Origin of the sequence: Roseburia sp. OM03-7AC (assembly GCF_003462625.1) — a bacterium.
Taxonomy (GTDB): domain Bacteria; phylum Bacillota; class Clostridia; order Lachnospirales; family Lachnospiraceae; genus Roseburia_C; species Roseburia_C amylophila.
This window is the reverse complement of sequence record NZ_QTZJ01000007.1, coordinates 63,238-81,031: the sequence shown is the minus strand read 5'-3', so window position 1 is coordinate 81,031 and position 17,794 is coordinate 63,238. Positions and strand designations below refer to the sequence as shown.

At 42.0% G+C, this 17,794-nt stretch carries 17 protein-coding genes; 8 read left to right on the top strand and 9 right to left on the bottom strand.

The window, feature by feature from the left end:
* Positions 1-82: 82 nt before the first annotated feature.
* The 5 genes from DXB39_RS12350 to DXB39_RS12330 form a co-directional block, all read right to left on the bottom strand.
* Positions 83-1,258 (bottom strand): ABC transporter permease, encoded by a 1,176-nt coding sequence (locus DXB39_RS12350; protein WP_117697912.1) that lies wholly within the window; start codon positions 1,256-1,258, stop codon positions 83-85.
* Positions 1,245-2,414 carry an ABC transporter permease gene (locus DXB39_RS12345; protein ID WP_117842131.1) on the bottom strand — a complete coding sequence of 390 codons (1,170 nt, stop codon included), beginning with the start codon at positions 2,412-2,414 and terminating at the stop codon, positions 1,245-1,247. The genes DXB39_RS12350 and DXB39_RS12345 overlap by 14 nt, the downstream gene beginning before the upstream one ends.
* Before the next feature lie 12 nt (positions 2,415-2,426).
* The gene (locus tag DXB39_RS12340; RefSeq protein ID WP_117697909.1) at positions 2,427-3,368 is read right to left on the bottom strand and encodes an ABC transporter ATP-binding protein; all 942 of its coding nucleotides are present in this window, start codon (positions 3,366-3,368) and stop codon (positions 2,427-2,429) included.
* A 106-nt stretch (positions 3,369-3,474) separates the two neighbouring features.
* Positions 3,475-4,365, bottom strand: coding sequence for an ABC transporter permease (locus DXB39_RS12335; RefSeq protein ID WP_117842130.1), 891 nt, complete (start codon positions 4,363-4,365; stop codon positions 3,475-3,477).
* Positions 4,366-4,368: 3 nt separating this feature from the next.
* Entirely contained in the window at positions 4,369-5,280 is a 912-nt protein-coding gene (locus tag DXB39_RS12330) for an ABC transporter ATP-binding protein (RefSeq protein ID WP_117842129.1), read from the bottom strand.
* A gap of 170 nt (positions 5,281-5,450) precedes the next feature.
* Between DXB39_RS12330 and DXB39_RS12325 the strand changes: the two genes are divergently transcribed.
* The 4 genes from DXB39_RS12325 to DXB39_RS12310 all read left to right on the top strand — a co-directional run bounded on the left by DXB39_RS12325 (position 5,451) and on the right by DXB39_RS12310 (position 9,133).
* Complete coding sequence (locus tag DXB39_RS12325) at positions 5,451-6,572, top strand: sensor histidine kinase (protein WP_117842128.1); 1,122 nt, start codon at positions 5,451-5,453, stop codon at positions 6,570-6,572.
* Positions 6,569-7,186 (top strand): response regulator, encoded by a 618-nt coding sequence (locus DXB39_RS12320; protein WP_117842127.1) that lies wholly within the window; start codon positions 6,569-6,571, stop codon positions 7,184-7,186. The genes DXB39_RS12325 and DXB39_RS12320 overlap by 4 nt, the downstream gene beginning before the upstream one ends.
* A gap of 18 nt (positions 7,187-7,204) precedes the next feature.
* Positions 7,205-7,981: a TatD family hydrolase gene (locus DXB39_RS12315; protein WP_117842126.1), complete on the top strand. Its 777-nt coding sequence runs from the start codon at positions 7,205-7,207 to the stop codon at positions 7,979-7,981.
* Positions 7,982-8,245: 264 nt separating this feature from the next.
* On the top strand, positions 8,246-9,133 hold the full coding sequence (locus tag DXB39_RS12310) for an Rpn family recombination-promoting nuclease/putative transposase (protein WP_117842125.1): 888 nt from the start codon (positions 8,246-8,248) through the stop codon (positions 9,131-9,133).
* A 192-nt stretch (positions 9,134-9,325) separates the two neighbouring features.
* Here DXB39_RS12310 and DXB39_RS12300 read toward each other — a convergent pair whose 3' ends face one another.
* The 4 genes from DXB39_RS12300 to DXB39_RS12285 form a co-directional block, all read right to left on the bottom strand.
* Positions 9,326-9,616, bottom strand: coding sequence for a FadR/GntR family transcriptional regulator (locus DXB39_RS12300; RefSeq protein WP_117842123.1), 291 nt, complete (start codon positions 9,614-9,616; stop codon positions 9,326-9,328).
* A gap of 110 nt (positions 9,617-9,726) precedes the next feature.
* Complete coding sequence (locus tag DXB39_RS12295; protein WP_330416549.1) at positions 9,727-10,392, bottom strand: aminotransferase class III-fold pyridoxal phosphate-dependent enzyme; 666 nt, start codon at positions 10,390-10,392, stop codon at positions 9,727-9,729.
* Between the two features lie 229 nt (positions 10,393-10,621).
* Positions 10,622-11,413 (bottom strand): TIGR03915 family putative DNA repair protein, encoded by a 792-nt coding sequence (locus tag DXB39_RS12290; protein WP_117842122.1) that lies wholly within the window; start codon positions 11,411-11,413, stop codon positions 10,622-10,624.
* A gap of 47 nt (positions 11,414-11,460) precedes the next feature.
* Positions 11,461-12,792, bottom strand: a complete 1,332-nt coding sequence (locus tag DXB39_RS12285; RefSeq protein WP_199535141.1) for a putative DNA modification/repair radical SAM protein — start codon at positions 12,790-12,792, stop codon at positions 11,461-11,463.
* Positions 12,793-13,349: 557 nt separating this feature from the next.
* On the opposite strand from DXB39_RS12285, the gene rsmA reads away from it, so the two are divergent.
* From rsmA to DXB39_RS12265, 4 genes are all read left to right on the top strand, one after another.
* A complete protein-coding gene (rsmA, locus tag DXB39_RS12280; protein WP_117842120.1) occupies positions 13,350-14,222 on the top strand; it encodes a 16S rRNA (adenine(1518)-N(6)/adenine(1519)-N(6))-dimethyltransferase RsmA in 873 nt (290 codons plus the stop codon).
* Positions 14,223-14,283: 61 nt separating this feature from the next.
* The gene (locus tag DXB39_RS12275) at positions 14,284-15,174 is read left to right on the top strand and encodes a SpoIID/LytB domain-containing protein (RefSeq protein WP_117842119.1); all 891 of its coding nucleotides are present in this window, start codon (positions 14,284-14,286) and stop codon (positions 15,172-15,174) included.
* 104 nt (positions 15,175-15,278) lie between these two features.
* Complete coding sequence (locus DXB39_RS12270) at positions 15,279-16,094, top strand: M23 family metallopeptidase (protein WP_243006042.1); 816 nt, start codon at positions 15,279-15,281, stop codon at positions 16,092-16,094.
* A gap of 79 nt (positions 16,095-16,173) precedes the next feature.
* Complete coding sequence (locus tag DXB39_RS12265; protein ID WP_117842117.1) at positions 16,174-17,775, top strand: GGDEF domain-containing protein; 1,602 nt, start codon at positions 16,174-16,176, stop codon at positions 17,773-17,775.
* The last annotated feature ends 19 nt before the right edge of the window (positions 17,776-17,794 follow it).

Genomic DNA, 17,794 nt, shown 5'->3' with positions numbered 1-17,794 from the left:
AGCATCCATGTGTTCAGCCTAGTTCATAAATATGTGTCCAGGATTCTGGGTACATATCAAATTGGTTTTTCCGGGGGTTCTATTATGCGTTGCGGCTACGTTTCTGGTATTTGCTGGAAACCAGATAAATACAGAATATTGCGACGAAGAAGCCAAACTGGATACCGATAAAGCGCCAGTATTTTGCAGTGGTAAGTATTTCATCCGATATACCGCCCAGCATGGAATTGAGGCGGATGTACCAGTAGGTTGGAAGAAAATGCGCCACAGCAAGAACACCTTTTCCCAAAAGGTATTGCGGAACGAAGATTCCGGAGAGGAAACTCAATCCCAGGGAGGCAACATTTGCAATCATACTGAGGGACTGCTGTTTGAGTGCAAAAATACTTACAAGGAGCGTAAGTGCTATGGAAAACAGCAGAACCATGGCACTGTTTAAAAGAGAGTGGAGTCCGTTTATCGAGAACAGAGTGTCTGGTCCGTAGATAAAAAGTGCAGTCAGGATAAAGAGCAGCCATACAAAGAGACTGAATACGATACATCCTAAAGTAATCTGCGCATTTCTGGACTTTAAGGAAAGAGAGGAGCAGGAAATCCTTGCACCTAAATCTTTCTGGTTAAAGGTCATCAGAATCGGAGTCATACCAAGTAACAGCATATTAATGAGTACATAAGGAAGATACTGGAAGAAATAGGTAAGTCCAATCTGTGCACCATCCGTTTCCTTTTCTTCAAGCTTAAGAACCGTAGTATCGTTTCCTTTGGAAAGTGATTCACTGGATTTTGTTACTGCTTCGGAAAGAGAGAAGCCACCAGCCATAAATAAGCGGACACTGGAAAGATACTCAGTTACCTGCTGGTCTACAAAATAGCCATTGGAGTTGTCCTTTCGCATGGAAACCGGAAGGAAATCTCTGGCATCAGAATCAGTAAGCTGTTCTTCAAAGCCTTCCGGGATGGTTAAAATATAGTCAACCTTTTGATAATAAAGGGCATCCTGTAAAGTCATAGTATCCGTATCCTTTAAAGTGACCGGATTGTGCATGGAGGAAAGATAATCACTTAAAGCGTGGCTTGCAGTGCTGTCATCCTCGTCAATAATATAAATGTCTGCCTTTGTGGCAGTAAAAGAAGTTTCATGGTCGGATGCTCCGATTTTACTCATGGCAATTACAACAACGGTAAAAATAATATAGTATAAAAGCACCGAAGGAAATTTCTTCTTTGCAATTTTCAGAAAAGTTTTAAATACTTGCATATCTTTTCCTCCTTGTCAGTAAGAATCCACCCAAACAGAAGAGAGCGGAAATGCCAACCAGTGTCAGAATACATTGGTAATACTGGTTTAGGTTATCCTGAATGCCCAGTGTATAGAAGGCACGGGAAATCAGGGCAGCCGGTGAAATCCGGTTGATAACCGGGCAGGTATTCTCGACAATGATCCACATATTTCCAACCATAAGCCCGCTTAAGAAGCAAAGCAGCAGACTGCCGGAGACAAGAATTCCCTGTTTTGTTCCCTCGGAAAAGGCTCCGATGGAACCTACGAAAAAGCCCATGGTAGTTCCGGTCAGACAGCCGACAAATACCGTCAGGATTGCCAGTGGGAGATGGTAGGTTAAATCAATCTTAAGCACCAGTACAATAAATGCAAAGGAAACCAGATTACAGATAAACTGGAATATCACATTGGAAAAAAGCTCTGCTATAATGACCTTCATTTTATGAACCGGAGAGACATTGCGTCTTGCACCAATGGCGGAGAGATTTCCCTGGTTATTGAGGGAAACATACAGTCCGGAAAGGCTGGTAAAGAGGCATGCCATAGCTATCAGATTGTAAAAGTACTGTGTATAAGTATCGGTATTATGTTTGTTTAAAGAAACTTCTTTGGTATAAGTAACCTGCTCAGAGAGACTTTGAAGCAGTGCTTCTAAGTTCTCCGGGTGATTTTTTGCAGTATCCGCAATGGCAGAAACCGAGGAATTGTACTGCTTTACAAATGCCTGCAAAATACTCTGATTCATGCGGACGGTATCAGAGCTAGAAGAAGAAACCGTAAGGGAAAGTGTGACTGTATCCGATGCAGAATTGTCTGTATACAAAATGCCATCCACCGTCTGGTCCTTTAACAGGGAAACGGCTTTTTCTTCTGTGCAGTAGGTTGGAACAAAGAGGGCAACGCCATCTTTTAATTCCGTTTTTTCTAAAAAGGTCTTGATATTTTTTAATGCATCCGAATTATTTTCTTCTACAACAGCAATGGAAACCGGCTTTTGTATTTCGGAACTGCTGATATTGGAAAATGCTACCTTGAACATAATGCCAAGCAGAATCGGAAAAAGCAGTATCCAGAACATCTGCTCCCTATTTCTAAGGAGAATCCGGAAATGATATTTCATGATTTGAAGCATATCTTTCTCCTCCTAGTCTCTTAATTCTTTGCCGGTAATCTCTAAGAATACGTCATTTAAGGTCGGAAGCTCGGAATACACTTTTCCGAAGGTAATCTCATGCTGCTGCAGATAATCCAGCACATGAATGAGATTGTGGCTTCCACCGCTGCATAAAACAGTCAGCATGTGATTTTCGTAAGTCACTTCATAAACATGTTTTAAAGCACGGATTTCATCGATTGCTGCATCCGGCAGGTCTAAGATATCAATGGAAATGCTTTCGCTCTTCTTAATCATCTGCTTTAATTCATCCTTCGTGCCGATGGCAAGATTTTTTCCTTTGTCCATAATGGCAATCCGGGAACAAATCTGCTCCACCTCTTCCATGTAATGGGAAGTGTAAATGATGGTGGCACCGTTCCGGTTCAGCTCCACGATTCCCTCAAGAATCTTATTCCGGCTCTGCGGGTCAACGGCAACGGTCGGCTCATCCATGATAATCAGCTTTGGTTTATGGGCAATGCCGCAGGCAATATTTAACCGCCTTAAAAGTCCGCCGGATAATTTCTTCGGAAAGAATTTACGGAAATCATCTAAGCCTACAAAAGCAATGGCTTCCTCTACATACTGTTTCCGGAGTGCTTTATCTTTTACATAAAGCCCACAGAAATAATCAATGTTTTCATATACCGTCAGTTCATCTACTACGGCAACGTTCTGCATAACAACGCCGATTTGCCGCTTCAGGTCATAACTATCCGGGTTCATCTTTTTCCCAAATACTTCAATGTTTCCTTTGTCATAGGAAAGCAGGGAAAGAAGGCAGTTGATGGTCGTAGTCTTGCCGGAACCGTTTGGACCGAGCAGACCGAAAATCTCACCTTCTTCAATCTCTAAGTTAAAGTGGTCTAATGCTACAAGCTCTTTGTAGCGTTTCACCAGGTTTTCTATTTTTACAACTGGGGTACTCATAGGTTTCCTCCTTTTTTAGGGTAATTGCTTATAACCTAAGTATAGGGAAAAGAGGTACAGAAGGTAAGTGCATTCTGTCAGGAAATAAAATGACATTTGTCATATCTTAACGTTCCTGTTGTCTTTTCCTTGAAAGAATAGCCGTTGCAAGACCAAGGAAGATAAGACCTGAGATAAACATATATAGTATTTTCATATGAGGGGAAAGAGTGGCATTTCCAAAAGAAATGGTAAGTCCCATATAATCCGCATATCCGGTCTTTATTTCGGAGGGGCAATGAAACCATTGCAATTCCTGATTCATCCAGATTTCACGAATGGCGGAAGCCCCCTGAAAGGCTGGAAGAAAGCGGATGATATATTTAAGAGTCTGGGGCATATTGCCGTATGGAACATAAATTGCAGCAAAAAATCCAATCAGAGTACCCAAAAGCGTGGTCAGACCATTGAATGCACTATTGGTATGAATAAAAGAAGCGCATAAAAAGACAAAGGAAGCAGAGGAAAAAATAATTGCAAGAAGTGCAAAGAGAATTTCTAAAGTATCATGGGCAGTTATAAAGGAGCCATTAGCAATACCAAGATAGATGACTCCGATTATCAATGTGAGCAGGCACATGATAAAGGAGACAATAATTGCAGCAATGACATAACCTGCAACATAGTATCCGCGTTTTACGGGTGCAACAAAAAATGCAGATATCTTACCGGATTCCTCATCTCTTACCATGGTTCCCACCAGAGTCATGGAAATGCTTACGGCATTGACAACCAGGATACCGGCAATGGTCCAGATAATGATGAGCGAAGATGCATGAACAGCTTCGTATTTCAGACCGGTTCCAAGAACCTGAATTGTGGAATCAATATTTCCCTGTCCGAGAAATGCAATCATAAGGGTTAACACAATAAGAGTAGAAAGAAGAGAAAAGAATACACTGATTCGGTCTCGGAAATAAAGTAAGATATTACGTTTTATAAATGAAATTAGTATCATAGGTTAATCCTCCAGTTTTTTTCCTGTTATTTGAATAAAAGCATCATCCATACTGCCTTGAATAATTTCAATGCCATCATAGGGAGTGGTTATCCGGGGCATGATATGCAAAGCATCTTTGGTAGTAGATAGGGGAATTGCAATTCCGTTAGGGAGACGATAAGAAGCCAGTGAAAGAGCAGCCAATTCCCGGCTCAATGGTGTAATTTTGTCAGTATAGATTTTTAAAGTATCGGAAGCATATTTATTTTTTAACTGGGATGGAGAGCCGGAAGCAATGATTTTGCCGGCATCCATAATGCAAAGTTGTTGTGCCATGGAGGCTTCCTCCATATAGTGTGTGGTGAGAAAAATGGTCATATGTCGTTTTAACCGGAGACTTTCCAGACAATCCCACATAAGTCTTCTGGTCTGTGGGTCAAGCCCGGTAGAAGGCTCGTCTAAAAATAATAGTTCAGGAGTATTCATCAGTGCCCGGGCAATTTCACAGCGTCGTTTCTGACCACCGGATAATTTACGAAAAGGTCGTGATAACAAATTTTGAATATTAAGAATTTCGGCAATCTCATAGAGATTTTTATGAACCGTTTTTAAATCTTTTTCATATAGAAAACCTCTCATCAAAAGATTTTCTTTTACGGTCAGGTAATCATCTAAAGTATTATTTTGAAAAACAACTCCAATTTTATTGCGGATGGCATCGGCTTCTTTAAAAGCATAGTAATCACATATTTTGACAGTTCCTGCAGTTGCTTTAAGTAACGTGCAAAGAATATGAATCGTAGTGGATTTTCCGGCACCATTTACACCAAGCAGACCAAAAAAATCCCCCTTTTTAACAGAAAAAGAAATATCATCTACTGCTTTTATATCGGAATAATATTTTTTCAAGTGTGAAATCTGTATTGCATCCATGTTATGCCTCCTGTAGATAGAGATAAATAATAGCGGTTTTATAAATGTAGTATAGTAGAGTGAGCGGAGGACTGGTAAGTGCATTCTGTCAGGAAATAAAATGACATTTGTCATATCTTAGGAAAAATGATACAGTAAATGCAGTAGAACCCTAAGGAAGGGGAAGAAGAATGTTAAGAATACTGGATAAGTTACTTCTTTTTGCCATGTGCAGCTGCTTTATTTTCCATTTAGAGGGAGACTACCGCAGAGTTGTAATCTTCATCATTGGTCTGATTGTGGCAGCGTTGACTCTTTATATTGAAAACCGGAAAGTCATTGGTGCATTGCTGATAGCAATGGCAGTACTGTGTCTAATCGAGCCGGGCTTTACTTTTTTGCTGCCGCTGGTATTTTTTGACAGCTTCTGGTTCAGTCTGTGGTGGGGCATGGGATTTGCAGTTTTATTCTTTTATGCACTGCCGGTGTACCAGCCGTGGATGACAGCCATCTGGCTGTTCTTATCATTAGTGGCGGTGCTGTTGGCTCATTGCACCAGGCAGGCAACGGAGTTGAAGCGGAATCTGATACGACTCCGGGATACCAGCACAGAGTTAAGCCTTGTGATGCGGGAGAAGAACCGCAAGCTTTTAGAGGAACAGGATACGGAAATCTATATGGCAACGCTAAAGGAGCGGAACCGGATTGCAAGGGAAATCCATGATAATGTGGGGCATATGCTCTCCCGGGCAATCCTTCAGATGGGAGCACTGAGCACCGTATATGAGGAAGAGCCGCTGCATGGTCAGCTTTTAAAGGTAAATGATACCTTAAATCTTGCCATGAATAATATCCGGGAAAGTGTGCATGATCTGCATGATGATTCCGTGGATTTAAAGCAGGCATTATTAGAGGCAACCCGTGAAATGAAGCAGCATTATCATCTGGATCTGGAATATGATATGTCACAGAATGTTCCACGAAAAGTCAAATATTGTTTTATCGCAGCCGTAAAAGAAGCAATGTCAAATATTGTCAAATACAGCAATGGTGACCGGATTGAGATTGTTCTCAGGGAACATCCGGCACTGTATCAGATGACCATCGAGGACAATGGTACGGATGAGGAAAAGCAGAAAAAAGCAACGGAGCAGATGCGGGAAGAAAAGGATGACCTTAAGAGTGCAGCCGGAGGCATGGGACTTTCGAATATGCGGGAACGTGTGGAGTCGTTGGGCGGAAGCATTCATGTAAACTGCGAAAAAGGTTTTAAAATATTTATATCAATTCGAAAGAAAGAGGAGGCAGTATGAGAGTCCTGATAATAGATGATGACGAAGATGTGGTATTTTCCCTGCAGACCATTCTCTGCGCCAAGGGAGTGGAGGTAGTTGGAACAGGCACCGATGGAAGCGAAGCCGTAAAATTATATGAAGAGCTTCAGCCGGACATTTTATTAATGGATATCCAGATGAAGCCAATGAATGGGCTGGATGCGGCAGAGCAGATTCTTGCAGAAGACAAGACGGCAAGGGTGCTGTTTCTGACCACATTTTCCGATGATGAATATATTGTGGAGGCGTTACGAATCGGTGCAAAAGGCTATTGCCTGAAGCAGGATTTTGCAGCAATTGTTCCATCGTTAAATGCAGTCATGAGCGGACAGAGCGTTTTTGGTGGGGAAATTGTGAATAAGCTTCCGGTTCTGATGCAGAATAAGGAAAGCTTTGACTATGCCAGCTATGATATCAGTGAAAAAGAGCAGGAAATCATTCACCAGGTGGCATTGGGACGCTGCAATAAAGAAATTGCAGAAGCATTATTTTTAAGTGAGGGAACCGTCCGCAACTATATCAGCAGCATATTAGAAAAGCTGTCCCTAAGAGACCGGACGCAGCTGGCGGTATTTTATTACCAGCATTTATAAAATAGAAAGAGGATTTTTATGATTTTTGAGACACATGCACATTATGATGATGAGAAATTCAACGAGGACAGAGAACAGCTTGTTTCTTCTCTTCCGGAGCAGAACATAAAGCGGGTAATTAACGTAGGTGCAGACTTTGCCGGCTGCGTGGATAGCATAGCACTGGCAGAGAAATACGATTATATTTATGCAGCAATCGGAATTCATCCAAGCAATATCGAAGATGCAACGGAAGAAAATTTAGCATGGATAAAGGGAAAGGCTTCCTGGGAGAAAACCGTTGCCATCGGAGAAATCGGACTTGATTATTATTGGGATAAGGAGCCAACAGTGCAGCAGGCACAGCGGGAAATGTTCTGCCGTCAGCTTGCGCTGGCAAAAGAGATGAGTCTTCCGGTTATCATTCATTCCAGAGATGCCGCAGAGGATACCATGAAAATTATGCAGCAGGCCCATAAGGATGACATTCCGGGTGTCATTCATTGTTATTCTTATTCCAAGGAAATGGCGAAAGAATATGTGAAAATGGGATATTATATTGGTGTCGGCGGTGTAGTTACCTTTAAAAATGCAAAGAAGTTAAAGGAGACTGTAGCAGAAATCGGACTGCCTCACATTGTATTGGAAACTGACTGTCCCTATATGGCACCGGAACCGCATCGTGGCACCCGGAACGATTCAAGGAATCTTATTTATGTAGTAAAAACCATCGCCGAACTGACCGGAACAACACCGGGAGAAGTGGAAGCAGTTACCTGGGAAAATGCAAAAAGATTATTTGGAAAAGTGAAGTAGCCTTCCTGTCAGAAGGGAATCAGATTTTATAAATATTTTACTTGTATTATAAATATGCATTTGTTACAATCAACACAAAGCATATATTCTGATTTTCGAGTGGCAAAAGCCAATCTAAATTTCTGGTATCAATTCAATGAATTCTATGCTTTTAAATTCTTATTACAATTTACGAACGCATAGTGCATTGAATAAGCGGAATTTCAGAATCGGAACAGGATATGTAATCCTGCTTTTCCTTGCATTATGGGAAAAGGAGGAAACATGAAAACTTTAGAAGAACTGAATCTGGTGGATGACTTTCTGGTAAACAGCCTGACCAGCCACAAAATTTATGGGGAACAGTCGGCGAGGTATATTTTGGAGTGTATTCTGCACCGGCAGATAGGAAAGCTTACGGTAGTGCCACAGCGTTTCTTCTGCGGAGAAAATATAGAAACCCACGGCATTCGGCTGGATGTATATCTGGATGAAGAGAACGGAGAAATCTTTGATATAGAACCGGACCAGAATGATGGGAAAGAAGAAATTGTATCATTGCCACGAAGAGTCCGGTTTTACCATGCGAAGATTGATGCAGGCAATCTGACTGCAGGTGATACCTATGGGAGTCTTCGGAATGTCATCGTAATTTTTATTACAACCTATGACCCCTTTGGACTGAATCGTATGGTGTATACTATCAAGAATTGTTGTATCGAAGTGCCGGAATTAGAGTATGAGGATGGTGCGCAGACAATATTTTTGTATACAAGAGGAAGGGAAGGAAACCCACCAGAGGAATTAAAACAGTTACTGCATTACATGGAGCATTCATCCATAGAGAATGCTTCCACCGAGAATCTGAAAAAGTTACACCGGATGGTAACAGCAGTCAAGCGGGATGGAGAGGTAGGTCTTGCATATATGAAGAGTTTTGAGAGAGAAGAGAGGATTCGAAGACAGGGCGAAGAAGAAGGAAGAAAAGCCGGACTGGAAGAAGGTAAGAAAGAAGGCTTGCAGGAGGGAAAACGAGAAGGTCTGGAAGAAGGCATTATAAAACTCAGCCGTAAACTTGGAAAAGAAGATACGGAAATTCTGTCATTATTGCAGGAAGAACTGCAGATAGATGAAGAGCAGGCGAAACTTATACTGGAAAAATATCAGCAATAAGTAAATAAAAAGGGGCAGCACTCCTACTGGAGTAGCTGCCTGATTAATTCTAAGTGTAGGTGGATAGCCTTTTTATAAGCATCCATATCCCGGTTCTTAAGGGATAAAAAAATTTGTTCATGCTCCTGCTGTGCAGTAATTCTTCCATAAGAGGTATTTCCTTCACCATAATAAATGGATTTACTGATCAGGTTATTCAGTGTCATATAGAAGACACGAAGCGGAAGTGTTCAGGGCAGATTCAACCATATCTACAAGATCCGTTTCATTTGGAAGCGTAACATAATTGCCTTTTCCGATTACATTCGTAACCAGTTTTTTCTCGGTAAGAATCTTGATGGCTTCCCGGATGACATTACGGCTGACTCCATATTGTGTTGCAAGAGCACGCTCGGAAGGCAGACAGTCACCATCCTTATATTCTTTATGTAAAATTAATTGTTCGATATCGTCCGCAATGGACTGGTATAATAATGTTCCCATAGCATTTCCTCTGTTCTGTCAATTTACTGATATTCTCATCCTAAACGTTGTCAAAATAAAATGCAAGGCTTTTATTTATGTGAGTAGCTCGCCAGGCGTGTTTCCCGTAATTATAATGCCTGAATGGAAGCCTCTAAAATGGAAAGTCCCTCATCGATTTCTTCTTTTTTGACATTTAATGGAGTGGCAAACCGCATACCATTTCCATTTACGCCACAGTTTAAGGTAAGCATATGGCGTTCTAAGCAGCCCTTCTTTACTTTTGCCCAGATGTCTGGTGCCGGGGAGCCATCCTCATGGGAAAATTCAATGGCAACCATAAGACCGATACCACGGACATCGGAGATGCAAGGATATTTTTCTTTTAAAGCAAATAATTTCTCTTTTAAATAAGCTCCCATTTTATTGACATTTTCAATTAAGGTGCCATCTTCAAATTCCTTTAAGACAGCGCATCCTGCAGCGGCAGCGCAAGGATTTCCACCAAAAGTGGTTCCATGGGTACCAACCGGCCATTTATCCATAATTTCCGGGGTGGAAATCACGGCACTCATTGGAAGACCGCCGGCAATGGCTTTACCAACTGTCATAATATCAGGCACAACGTCGAAGTTCTGGCTTGCCCACATTTTTCCGGTACGTCTGTAGCCACACTGGATTTCGTCGAAAATCAGGAGAATACCATGTTTATCACAAATTTCACGGACACTCTGTACGAATTTCCTGGAAGGAACGACATAGCCGCCTTCGCCCATAACCGGCTCATATAAATGCAGGCAACATCTTCCGGATAGACAATATATTTCAATAATTTATTCAGCTCAAACAGTGCATAATCGGTACGTTCTTCTTCTGTCATACCGGCAGGACACAAATCTTTTCCAGGATATGGCGCAAAGTAGACATTATCCAGTTTATGGTTTCATCTGCATGTACTCTGCTGCCGGGTAATGTCTGCCGGGTAGAGACTGCCAGGTAAAGTCTGCCAGAAAACAATAGAAACATTTATTTATCGGATGCCAGTTCCACCGTGTCTTTCCAGAATCGTTTTGGAATATTCTGACTTTGCAGCTTCGGATTCTTTCTTGCTTCAATGGCAATGCTGTCAAAGAAACCGCACCAGAGCTTCTGGTATTCCTTCTCGGCAGGGGAAAGCCGTGTGATAACGTCCGGATTTAAATTGGATGCATCCGTAAGGAAGTATCCACTGCCGGCTTTGTGAATGGCGGCAATCTGGTGTGTTGCGTCATAAATCATAAAATGTTCCTGCGGAAGGCGGTCAGCAAAGTGTTCTGCCAGAACGGAAATCACCTGATTCTTAGGGTGGATGGCAGAAAACAGGACTCCGTTTTCCAGTTCCTGAAAACGTAAAAAACCAAGCAGATGGTGGGCTTCATTTCCGGTGGAACGGCTCAGTTCAAAGACTCTTGCAATATAAGGATTGCCAAGAGCCTGTAAAATCCGATGACCATCCGCTAAAGAAAATCCATATAAGAGTGTACGGTAAATGCAGTCGGCTTTGTCCGGATGCTCATTCTTTTTCTTATCATCATGGGCAAGAACCGCCTGAAGAATATCCTGATAGACCTCCATGCCAAGACGGGCAATAATGGTGCGTCCAACCTTTTTGCTCTTTTCGGAATCCGGTGTGACAGTAATATATTCAGAAAAGAGTTCGTAAGTTATCGTATCATTGATACAAAGCTTTATATTTTTGTGCCCATATCTGCTGGCCCAGGCATCATAGATGCCGGTAAAGATGCCATCGATGGAATCTTCACAGAGAAATATATGCATAAGAAAAAGTCCTTTCCTGTTTACTGAAAAATCATGGTTATAGCAGTTTATCCGACGCATAAATCGTTGGTGGTCAGTTTAAAATCACTTAAGGCATCTTCATCGAAGAAGGAAATCTGCTTATAACTGGAATCCCGTATTTCCTTCGGAATCTGAGTTTTATCCTGCATCAGACAGCTGCAGATATAATCTTCATTTTGTGGAATGGAATACATCATACGACCGGAGCAGGTAATAAAGTAGGCAGCCCGTTTTAAGACAACTCCGATTTTCTTTAAATCGGAAAAGTCAATGCGACTGTGCCGGCGGGCTTTTACAATGCGGTTGGCGGATTTCACACCAATGCCCGGAACACGTAGTAAGGTGTTGTAATCTGCCCGGTTAATCTCTACCGGAAAGGCTTCTAAGTGGCGGAGTGCCCAGTCGCATTTCGGGTCTAAGAAGATATTAAAATCCGGACGCTCTTCGCTTAATAGTTCTCCGGCAGAAAAACCATAGAAGCGAAGCAGCCAGTCTGCCTGATACAGGCGGTGTTCCCGCAGAAGGGGCGGACCACCGGGAAGGCTTGGCAGATTGGAATTGTGATTTACATTGACAAAGGCAGAGTAGAAGACTCGTTTCAACTGGAAATTCTGGTACAAGCCTTCTGTTACCTTCATAATCTGATAATCGTTTTCCGGGGTGGCACCGATAATCATCTGGGTGCTCTGGCCTGCCGGTACAAATTTCGGGGTCTTACGGTAAACCATCAGCTCATTCTGATTTTCCGTAATGCCATTCTGAATCAGACGCATGGGCTTTAAGATGGTTTTGCGGGACTTATTTGGTGCAAGAGCCTTCAGTCCGTCTGCGGTCGGAAGCTCCAGATTAACGCTCATGCGGTCGGCAAGAAAGCCTGCTTTTTCAATAAGAACCGGGTCGGCACCGGGAATGGCTTTTACATGAATATATCCGTTGAAATGATGGCGGACACGAAGCTGATAAAGGGTCTGATAAATCAGTTCCATGGTATAATCCGGGCTGATGAGAATACCGGAGCTTAAGAAAAGACCTTCGATATAATTTCTGCGGTAAAATTCCATGGTAAGGGTGCAGACTTCGTCCGGTGTAAAGGAAGCCCTTGGCACATCATTGTTGCAGTTATTCTGGCAGTAGGCACAGCGGAAAATGCATTCATTGGTAAAAAGAATCTTAAGCAGGGAAATACAGCGGCCATCGGCAGAGAAGGTATGGCAGATTCCCGGAGCAACGGAATTACCCATGCCACGGCCGTTTCCCTTGCGGTCAACACCGCTGGAGGTACAGGCAACATCATATTTGGCGGCATCCGAAAGGATGGTCAGTTTTTCCATTAAAGACATGTTTTCTGTTATGTTCAAAGCAATCACCTTTTCTTTTTCTATCAAATATATAGAAGCACTTGCAAAGGAAGTAGTGGTGGAAGCCTGTCCTGTTTTAATGATTTATCAGATAAGAGCAGCCTTGTTCATCAAACGTCAGATGCCGCATAATGCCTGCAAAGGGCACTAGGAATTTCTTTGTAGTATGTAGTTTTATCCGGCAACCGGCACAAATTCACATCCCTGTTCATATGTGCCTCGCTGGTACATCCTTGTACCAGCGTTGCCTGCTTTCAGATGAAATTCCAAGTGCCCCTAGCAGCCCTTATCAGGCATCTGTCCTTCGATGAACAGTGCCGCTTTTCCATAAGAAAAAGACAAGACAGGCTTCCAGCCATCCATCTTCCATTGTAAGTTTTATGAAAATCCCCAATAATAGTTGCGTAGAACTATTTTCCTCTGTTATCATAAAAAGGACTGGACAAATCAGAACATTTGTTCTAAAATGATTGTAACACAGAAAAATGCAGCTGGCAAGAAAAAAACGAACATTTATTCGAAAAAGATAGAAAGAGCGGTTAAATAAAGGAGCAGGCATGGCGGAATTAGGAAATCCACAGAATACAATAGAGGTACTGCAGAAGTACCGGTTTAATTTTCAGAAGAAATTCGGACAGAATTTTTTGATAGATACTCATGTGCTGGATAAGATTATCGATGCATCCGGAGTGACGGAGGATGATTTTGTATTGGAGATTGGTCCGGGAATCGGAACTATGACACAGTATCTTTGCGAGCGGGCAAGAGAAGTGGTTGCGGTGGAGATAGATAAGAATCTGATTCCGATTTTGTCGGACACACTGAAGAATTATTCCAATGTAACAGTAATCAATGAAGATATTTTAAAGCTTGATATCTGTAAGCTGGCAGAAGAGAAGAACCAGGGAAAGCCAATCAAGGTAGTGGCGAATCTGCCTTATTATATTACCACACCGATTATTATGGGACTGTTTGAGAGCCATGTGCCAATCGACAGCATTACGATTATGGTGCAGAAGGAAGTGGCAGAACGTATGCAGGAGGGACCGGGAAGCAAGGAATATGGAGCACTTTCCCTTGCAGTACAGTATTATGCCAGACCGGAAATCGTGGCAAACGTACCACCAAATTGTTTTATGCCAAGACCGAATGTGGGCAGTGCGGTTATCCGGTTGACCCGTCATGAGAAGCCGCCGGTAGAAGTGGAAGATGAGAAGCTGATGTTCCGCATTATCCGGGCATCCTTTAACCAGCGCAGAAAGACACTGGCAAACGGTCTGAACAATTCCCCGGAGATTCATTTACCAAAGGAAGTAATACAGGAGAGCATTGTAAGCCTTGGAGTTCCGGAGAACATTCGCGGAGAGGCACTGTCCTTAGAGCAGTTTGCGGAACTTTCCAATGAGATAGGACAGCGTATGAAACAGTAATATTTTACTGGTATACATCCATTTCTGTTACATATATATGTAGAACAGGAGTGGACAGGATATGAAAGAAAAAATAAAAATGATACTGTGTCTGTGTCTGATTATTGCAGGATTACCGATACTTATGACCCTGGTGTTCCAGGGGGATGAGATATTATTGGATACAGACAGCAATGAAATACAACATAAGAGCAGTCATCCCGGTGAAGAAGAGAAGATGGCTGCTCTTGTGTCTATTCTGGCACGGGATATCCCGGTTACCTATGAGGAAGAGGCAATTCGTGCGCAGGCAGTTATTGTGCGGACCAATTATGAATATGCCATGTCGCAGGGAAAAGCACCGGAGACGGGACTGAGTATTGCAGAGCAGACAAAACTATTTGGAAATGAAAATTATAATCGATATTATCAGAAATTAGAAAATTGCCTGATAGATACCGAGGGGGAAGTCTTAACATATCAGGGGCAGGAAGTCGAAGCTCCCTATTTTGCTGTTAGTGCAGAGAAAACGAGAGGGACAGAGCTTCCTTATCTCAAAAGCGTGGAATCCATATGGGACATTACATCAGAGGATTTCCTTAGGGTGGAATTCTATGATGCAGGAGAATTGGTGGATACCTGCAATCAGGAATTTCCGGAAGCAGGACTTACAGCGGAGGACTGGGTGAATACGCTGGTGGTGACAGAACGGGAAGAAAGCGGATATGTAAAAACCATACAGGTTGGGAACAGTAGTGTCAGCGGGGAGGAATTCCGCAAGGCATTTTCCCTGAATTCCGGCTGTTTTTATATCAGGAAAATCGATGGCAGGGTACGTATTGTGACCAAAGGGTTAGGACACGGTTATGGACTTAGCATATATGGAGCAAATGAGATGGCAAAAGAGGGAAAAACTTATCAGGAGATTTTAAGCTATTATTATTCCGAAATTGAAATTACAAAAAAAGAATGAAATATAAAGAAGAATAAAATATAAAGAAGAATAAAATATAAAGAAGAATAAAATACGAAAAAACTGTCCATACTTATAAAAAATAAGATATGGATGGTGAGAAAATGAAAGGAAGAAGATCATGGATGATTGCCCTGGCTGTCATGGTACTGGCAGCAGGAGCAATGACAGCAGTATATAATTATTCCCAGAAGGAAGAAAAAAAGCAGCAGGAAAATGTTGCAGATAAGAATGCAGGAAAAGACAAAGGCAATAAGAAAGAAGATGGAACTTCGGATGATTTTGTGGCAACGCTTCCAAAGACAGAGGAAGAAGCATCGGAGAAACTGGCAGAAGCAGACAGTATCATAAAACCTTCTGATAACGCAGTTGCTTCAAAGGATTCGGATGGACAGGCACAGTCCGACAGCGGGCAGACGGAAAAAGAAAATGCAACAAATGCAGCGGCTGAGGCAGAAAATGAGCCAGAGACAAAGGCGGCAGCAGCCACCACAAAAACACTGCATTTTGCGGAAGAAGATGGATTAAACTGGCCATTACAGGGTAATGTAGTCTTAAATTACAGCATGGATCAGACCGTGTATTTTGCAACGCTGGATCAGTATAAATATAATCCGGCAGTGATTATTGCCGGAGAAGTAAATGACAGGGTATCCGCAGCCGCAGAAGGAAAGATAACTGATATTTCCAACAGTGCGGTCACAGGATGTACCGTGACTATGGATTTAGGAGATGGTTATAGTGCTATTTACGGGCAGCTTAAGGAAGTGCCGTATGAAGTGGGCGACATTGTCGGCAAAGGAAAACTGGTAGGTTATATTGCAGAACCGACGAAATATTATTCCGTGGAAGGAAGTAATCTTTATTTTGCCTTGCAGAAAGATGGCGAACCGGTAGACCCGGTAAGCTTCTTTGAGTAAAAGAGCCATACTTGAAAAAAGAGCCGCATACCTATATAATAAAAGACATTAAAAAATACGAAAAAGGGTGCGCAAAAAGATGGATTTTAATGCTTACAGCAGCGAAGTATTGGAATGGTTAGAGGGTGTCCGGAAGAATCGGGGAACAGATGCCGAAAAAACATTGATGCTATGTAAAAATATAAGAGATTATGCCAGAGAGCAGGATGATGAGAAACTGTTAGGCTATGCCTATTATTACAGTGGCGAGACATATTATCTTCTGAATGATGTGGATAAACTGTTTCGCAATCTTTCCTGTTCCCTGCCATACCTGGAGCATTCCAGACAGCATGGTTTATTGGCAAGAGCCTATAATATTCTTGCCATTACGTCCATGAATCGTGGAAATGCTCCTTTTGCCATGGATTATTATCTGAATGCCAGAATGTATTGTGAAAAATATAAATTATATGATATTGGTATTATTATCAATATTAATATCGGTATGCTTTATAATAATTTTGGGGAATACCGGCAGGCAGAAAAATATTTAGGGCAGGCATATGATTTATTACAGAAGAATAAGGAAATACCGGAATATTACAGTTATCTTCTGAATATCTATATAGGACTGGGAAACAGCTGCTTTTATCAGGAAGAGTATATGCAGGCACAGGAATATGCACTGCGGGCAAAAGAGGTGTGCAGTGGACATCTGGAAGAGTTAGAGCAGATTGCCTTTGCCTGCTTTGAAGCAAGACTCTGTAATGCCATGGGAAAGAAAGAAGAATGTGACCAGAATATAGCAATTGTGCAGAAGGTATCAGATACCAGAGTGCCGATTCTAGATATTTTTGATGATCTTTATGCTTATAGTGAGATGCTGTTAGATACCAGAAAGGAAGAGGAATTCTGGAAATTAGTAGAACTTTTAGAGAAGATGGCAAGGGAAGCTAAGATTATTTATATGCAGAAGCGGATTCTGACTTTAAAAATCCGTTATTATAAGCGGCAGGAAAAGAATCGTGAATATCTGCAGGCATGCGGTTTGTTTTTTGAATTGTCCGAGATACTGGAAAAAGAAAATAAATATATCATGACCTGCATCTTAGATATGCGTTATACATTGGAAGAGACGAACCACAGCAGAAAGAAGATGGAAAAAGAAAACAGGATTCTCTTAGAGCAGTCCCAGACCGATGCACTGACCGGAATCCCGAACCGCTATCGGTTAGAACAGCATGCGCAGAAGGTATTCGAACATGCCATAGCAGAGAAAATTCCAGTGGCAGTGGAAATACTGGATATCGATTATTTTAAACAATATAATGATAACTATGGACATCAGAAGGGTGATTTATGTATCTGCCGTGTAGCAAAGGAAATTCAGAAGTTAGCGGAAAAGGATGATATTTTCTGTGCACGGTATGGCGGGGATGAATTCATTTTAATTTATGAGAGATATCCAAGGGAAGCTGTAGTCATTCTTACAGAAAAATTAAAGCGCAGCATCCGTGACCTAGATATGGAGCATGCTTTTTCAGCGGCACAGCACTATGTATCCATTTCCCAGGGAATCTGTTATGATATACCGGATGAGGACAGAACGATGAAGAACTTTTTACAGAAAGCCGATGATTTACTCTATCAGGTAAAAGAAGAAAACCGGGGAGGAATCTGTATTGGAAGCTGCCGGTAAGTGGAACATACATAAGAAA

Excerpts from the sequence above, each read along its gene's own strand:
- DXB39_RS12340 (WP_117697909.1), bottom strand. The coding sequence starts at position 3,368 with ATGAGTACCCCAGTTGTAAAAATAGAAAACCTGGTGAAACGCTACAAA.
- DXB39_RS12290 (WP_117842122.1), bottom strand. The coding sequence starts at position 11,413 with ATGCATATATTTCTCTGTGAAGATTCCATCGATGGCATCTTTACCGGC.
- DXB39_RS12320 (WP_117842127.1), top strand. The coding sequence starts at position 6,569 with ATGAGAGTCCTGATAATAGATGATGACGAAGATGTGGTATTTTCCCTG.
- DXB39_RS12325 (WP_117842128.1), top strand. The coding sequence starts at position 5,451 with ATGTTAAGAATACTGGATAAGTTACTTCTTTTTGCCATGTGCAGCTGC.
- DXB39_RS12265 (WP_117842117.1), top strand. The coding sequence starts at position 16,174 with ATGGATTTTAATGCTTACAGCAGCGAAGTATTGGAATGGTTAGAGGGT.
- DXB39_RS12315 (WP_117842126.1), top strand. The coding sequence starts at position 7,205 with ATGATTTTTGAGACACATGCACATTATGATGATGAGAAATTCAACGAG.
- DXB39_RS12335 (WP_117842130.1), bottom strand. The coding sequence starts at position 4,365 with ATGATACTAATTTCATTTATAAAACGTAATATCTTACTTTATTTCCGA.
- DXB39_RS12270 (WP_243006042.1), top strand. The coding sequence starts at position 15,279 with ATGAAAGGAAGAAGATCATGGATGATTGCCCTGGCTGTCATGGTACTG.
- DXB39_RS12350 (WP_117697912.1), bottom strand. The coding sequence starts at position 1,258 with ATGCAAGTATTTAAAACTTTTCTGAAAATTGCAAAGAAGAAATTTCCT.
- rsmA (WP_117842120.1), top strand. The coding sequence starts at position 13,350 with ATGGCGGAATTAGGAAATCCACAGAATACAATAGAGGTACTGCAGAAG.
- DXB39_RS12310 (WP_117842125.1), top strand. The coding sequence starts at position 8,246 with ATGAAAACTTTAGAAGAACTGAATCTGGTGGATGACTTTCTGGTAAAC.
- DXB39_RS12345 (WP_117842131.1), bottom strand. The coding sequence starts at position 2,414 with ATGCTTCAAATCATGAAATATCATTTCCGGATTCTCCTTAGAAATAGG.
- DXB39_RS12330 (WP_117842129.1), bottom strand. The coding sequence starts at position 5,280 with ATGGATGCAATACAGATTTCACACTTGAAAAAATATTATTCCGATATA.
- DXB39_RS12300 (WP_117842123.1), bottom strand. The coding sequence starts at position 9,616 with ATGGGAACATTATTATACCAGTCCATTGCGGACGATATCGAACAATTA.
- DXB39_RS12275 (WP_117842119.1), top strand. The coding sequence starts at position 14,284 with ATGAAAGAAAAAATAAAAATGATACTGTGTCTGTGTCTGATTATTGCA.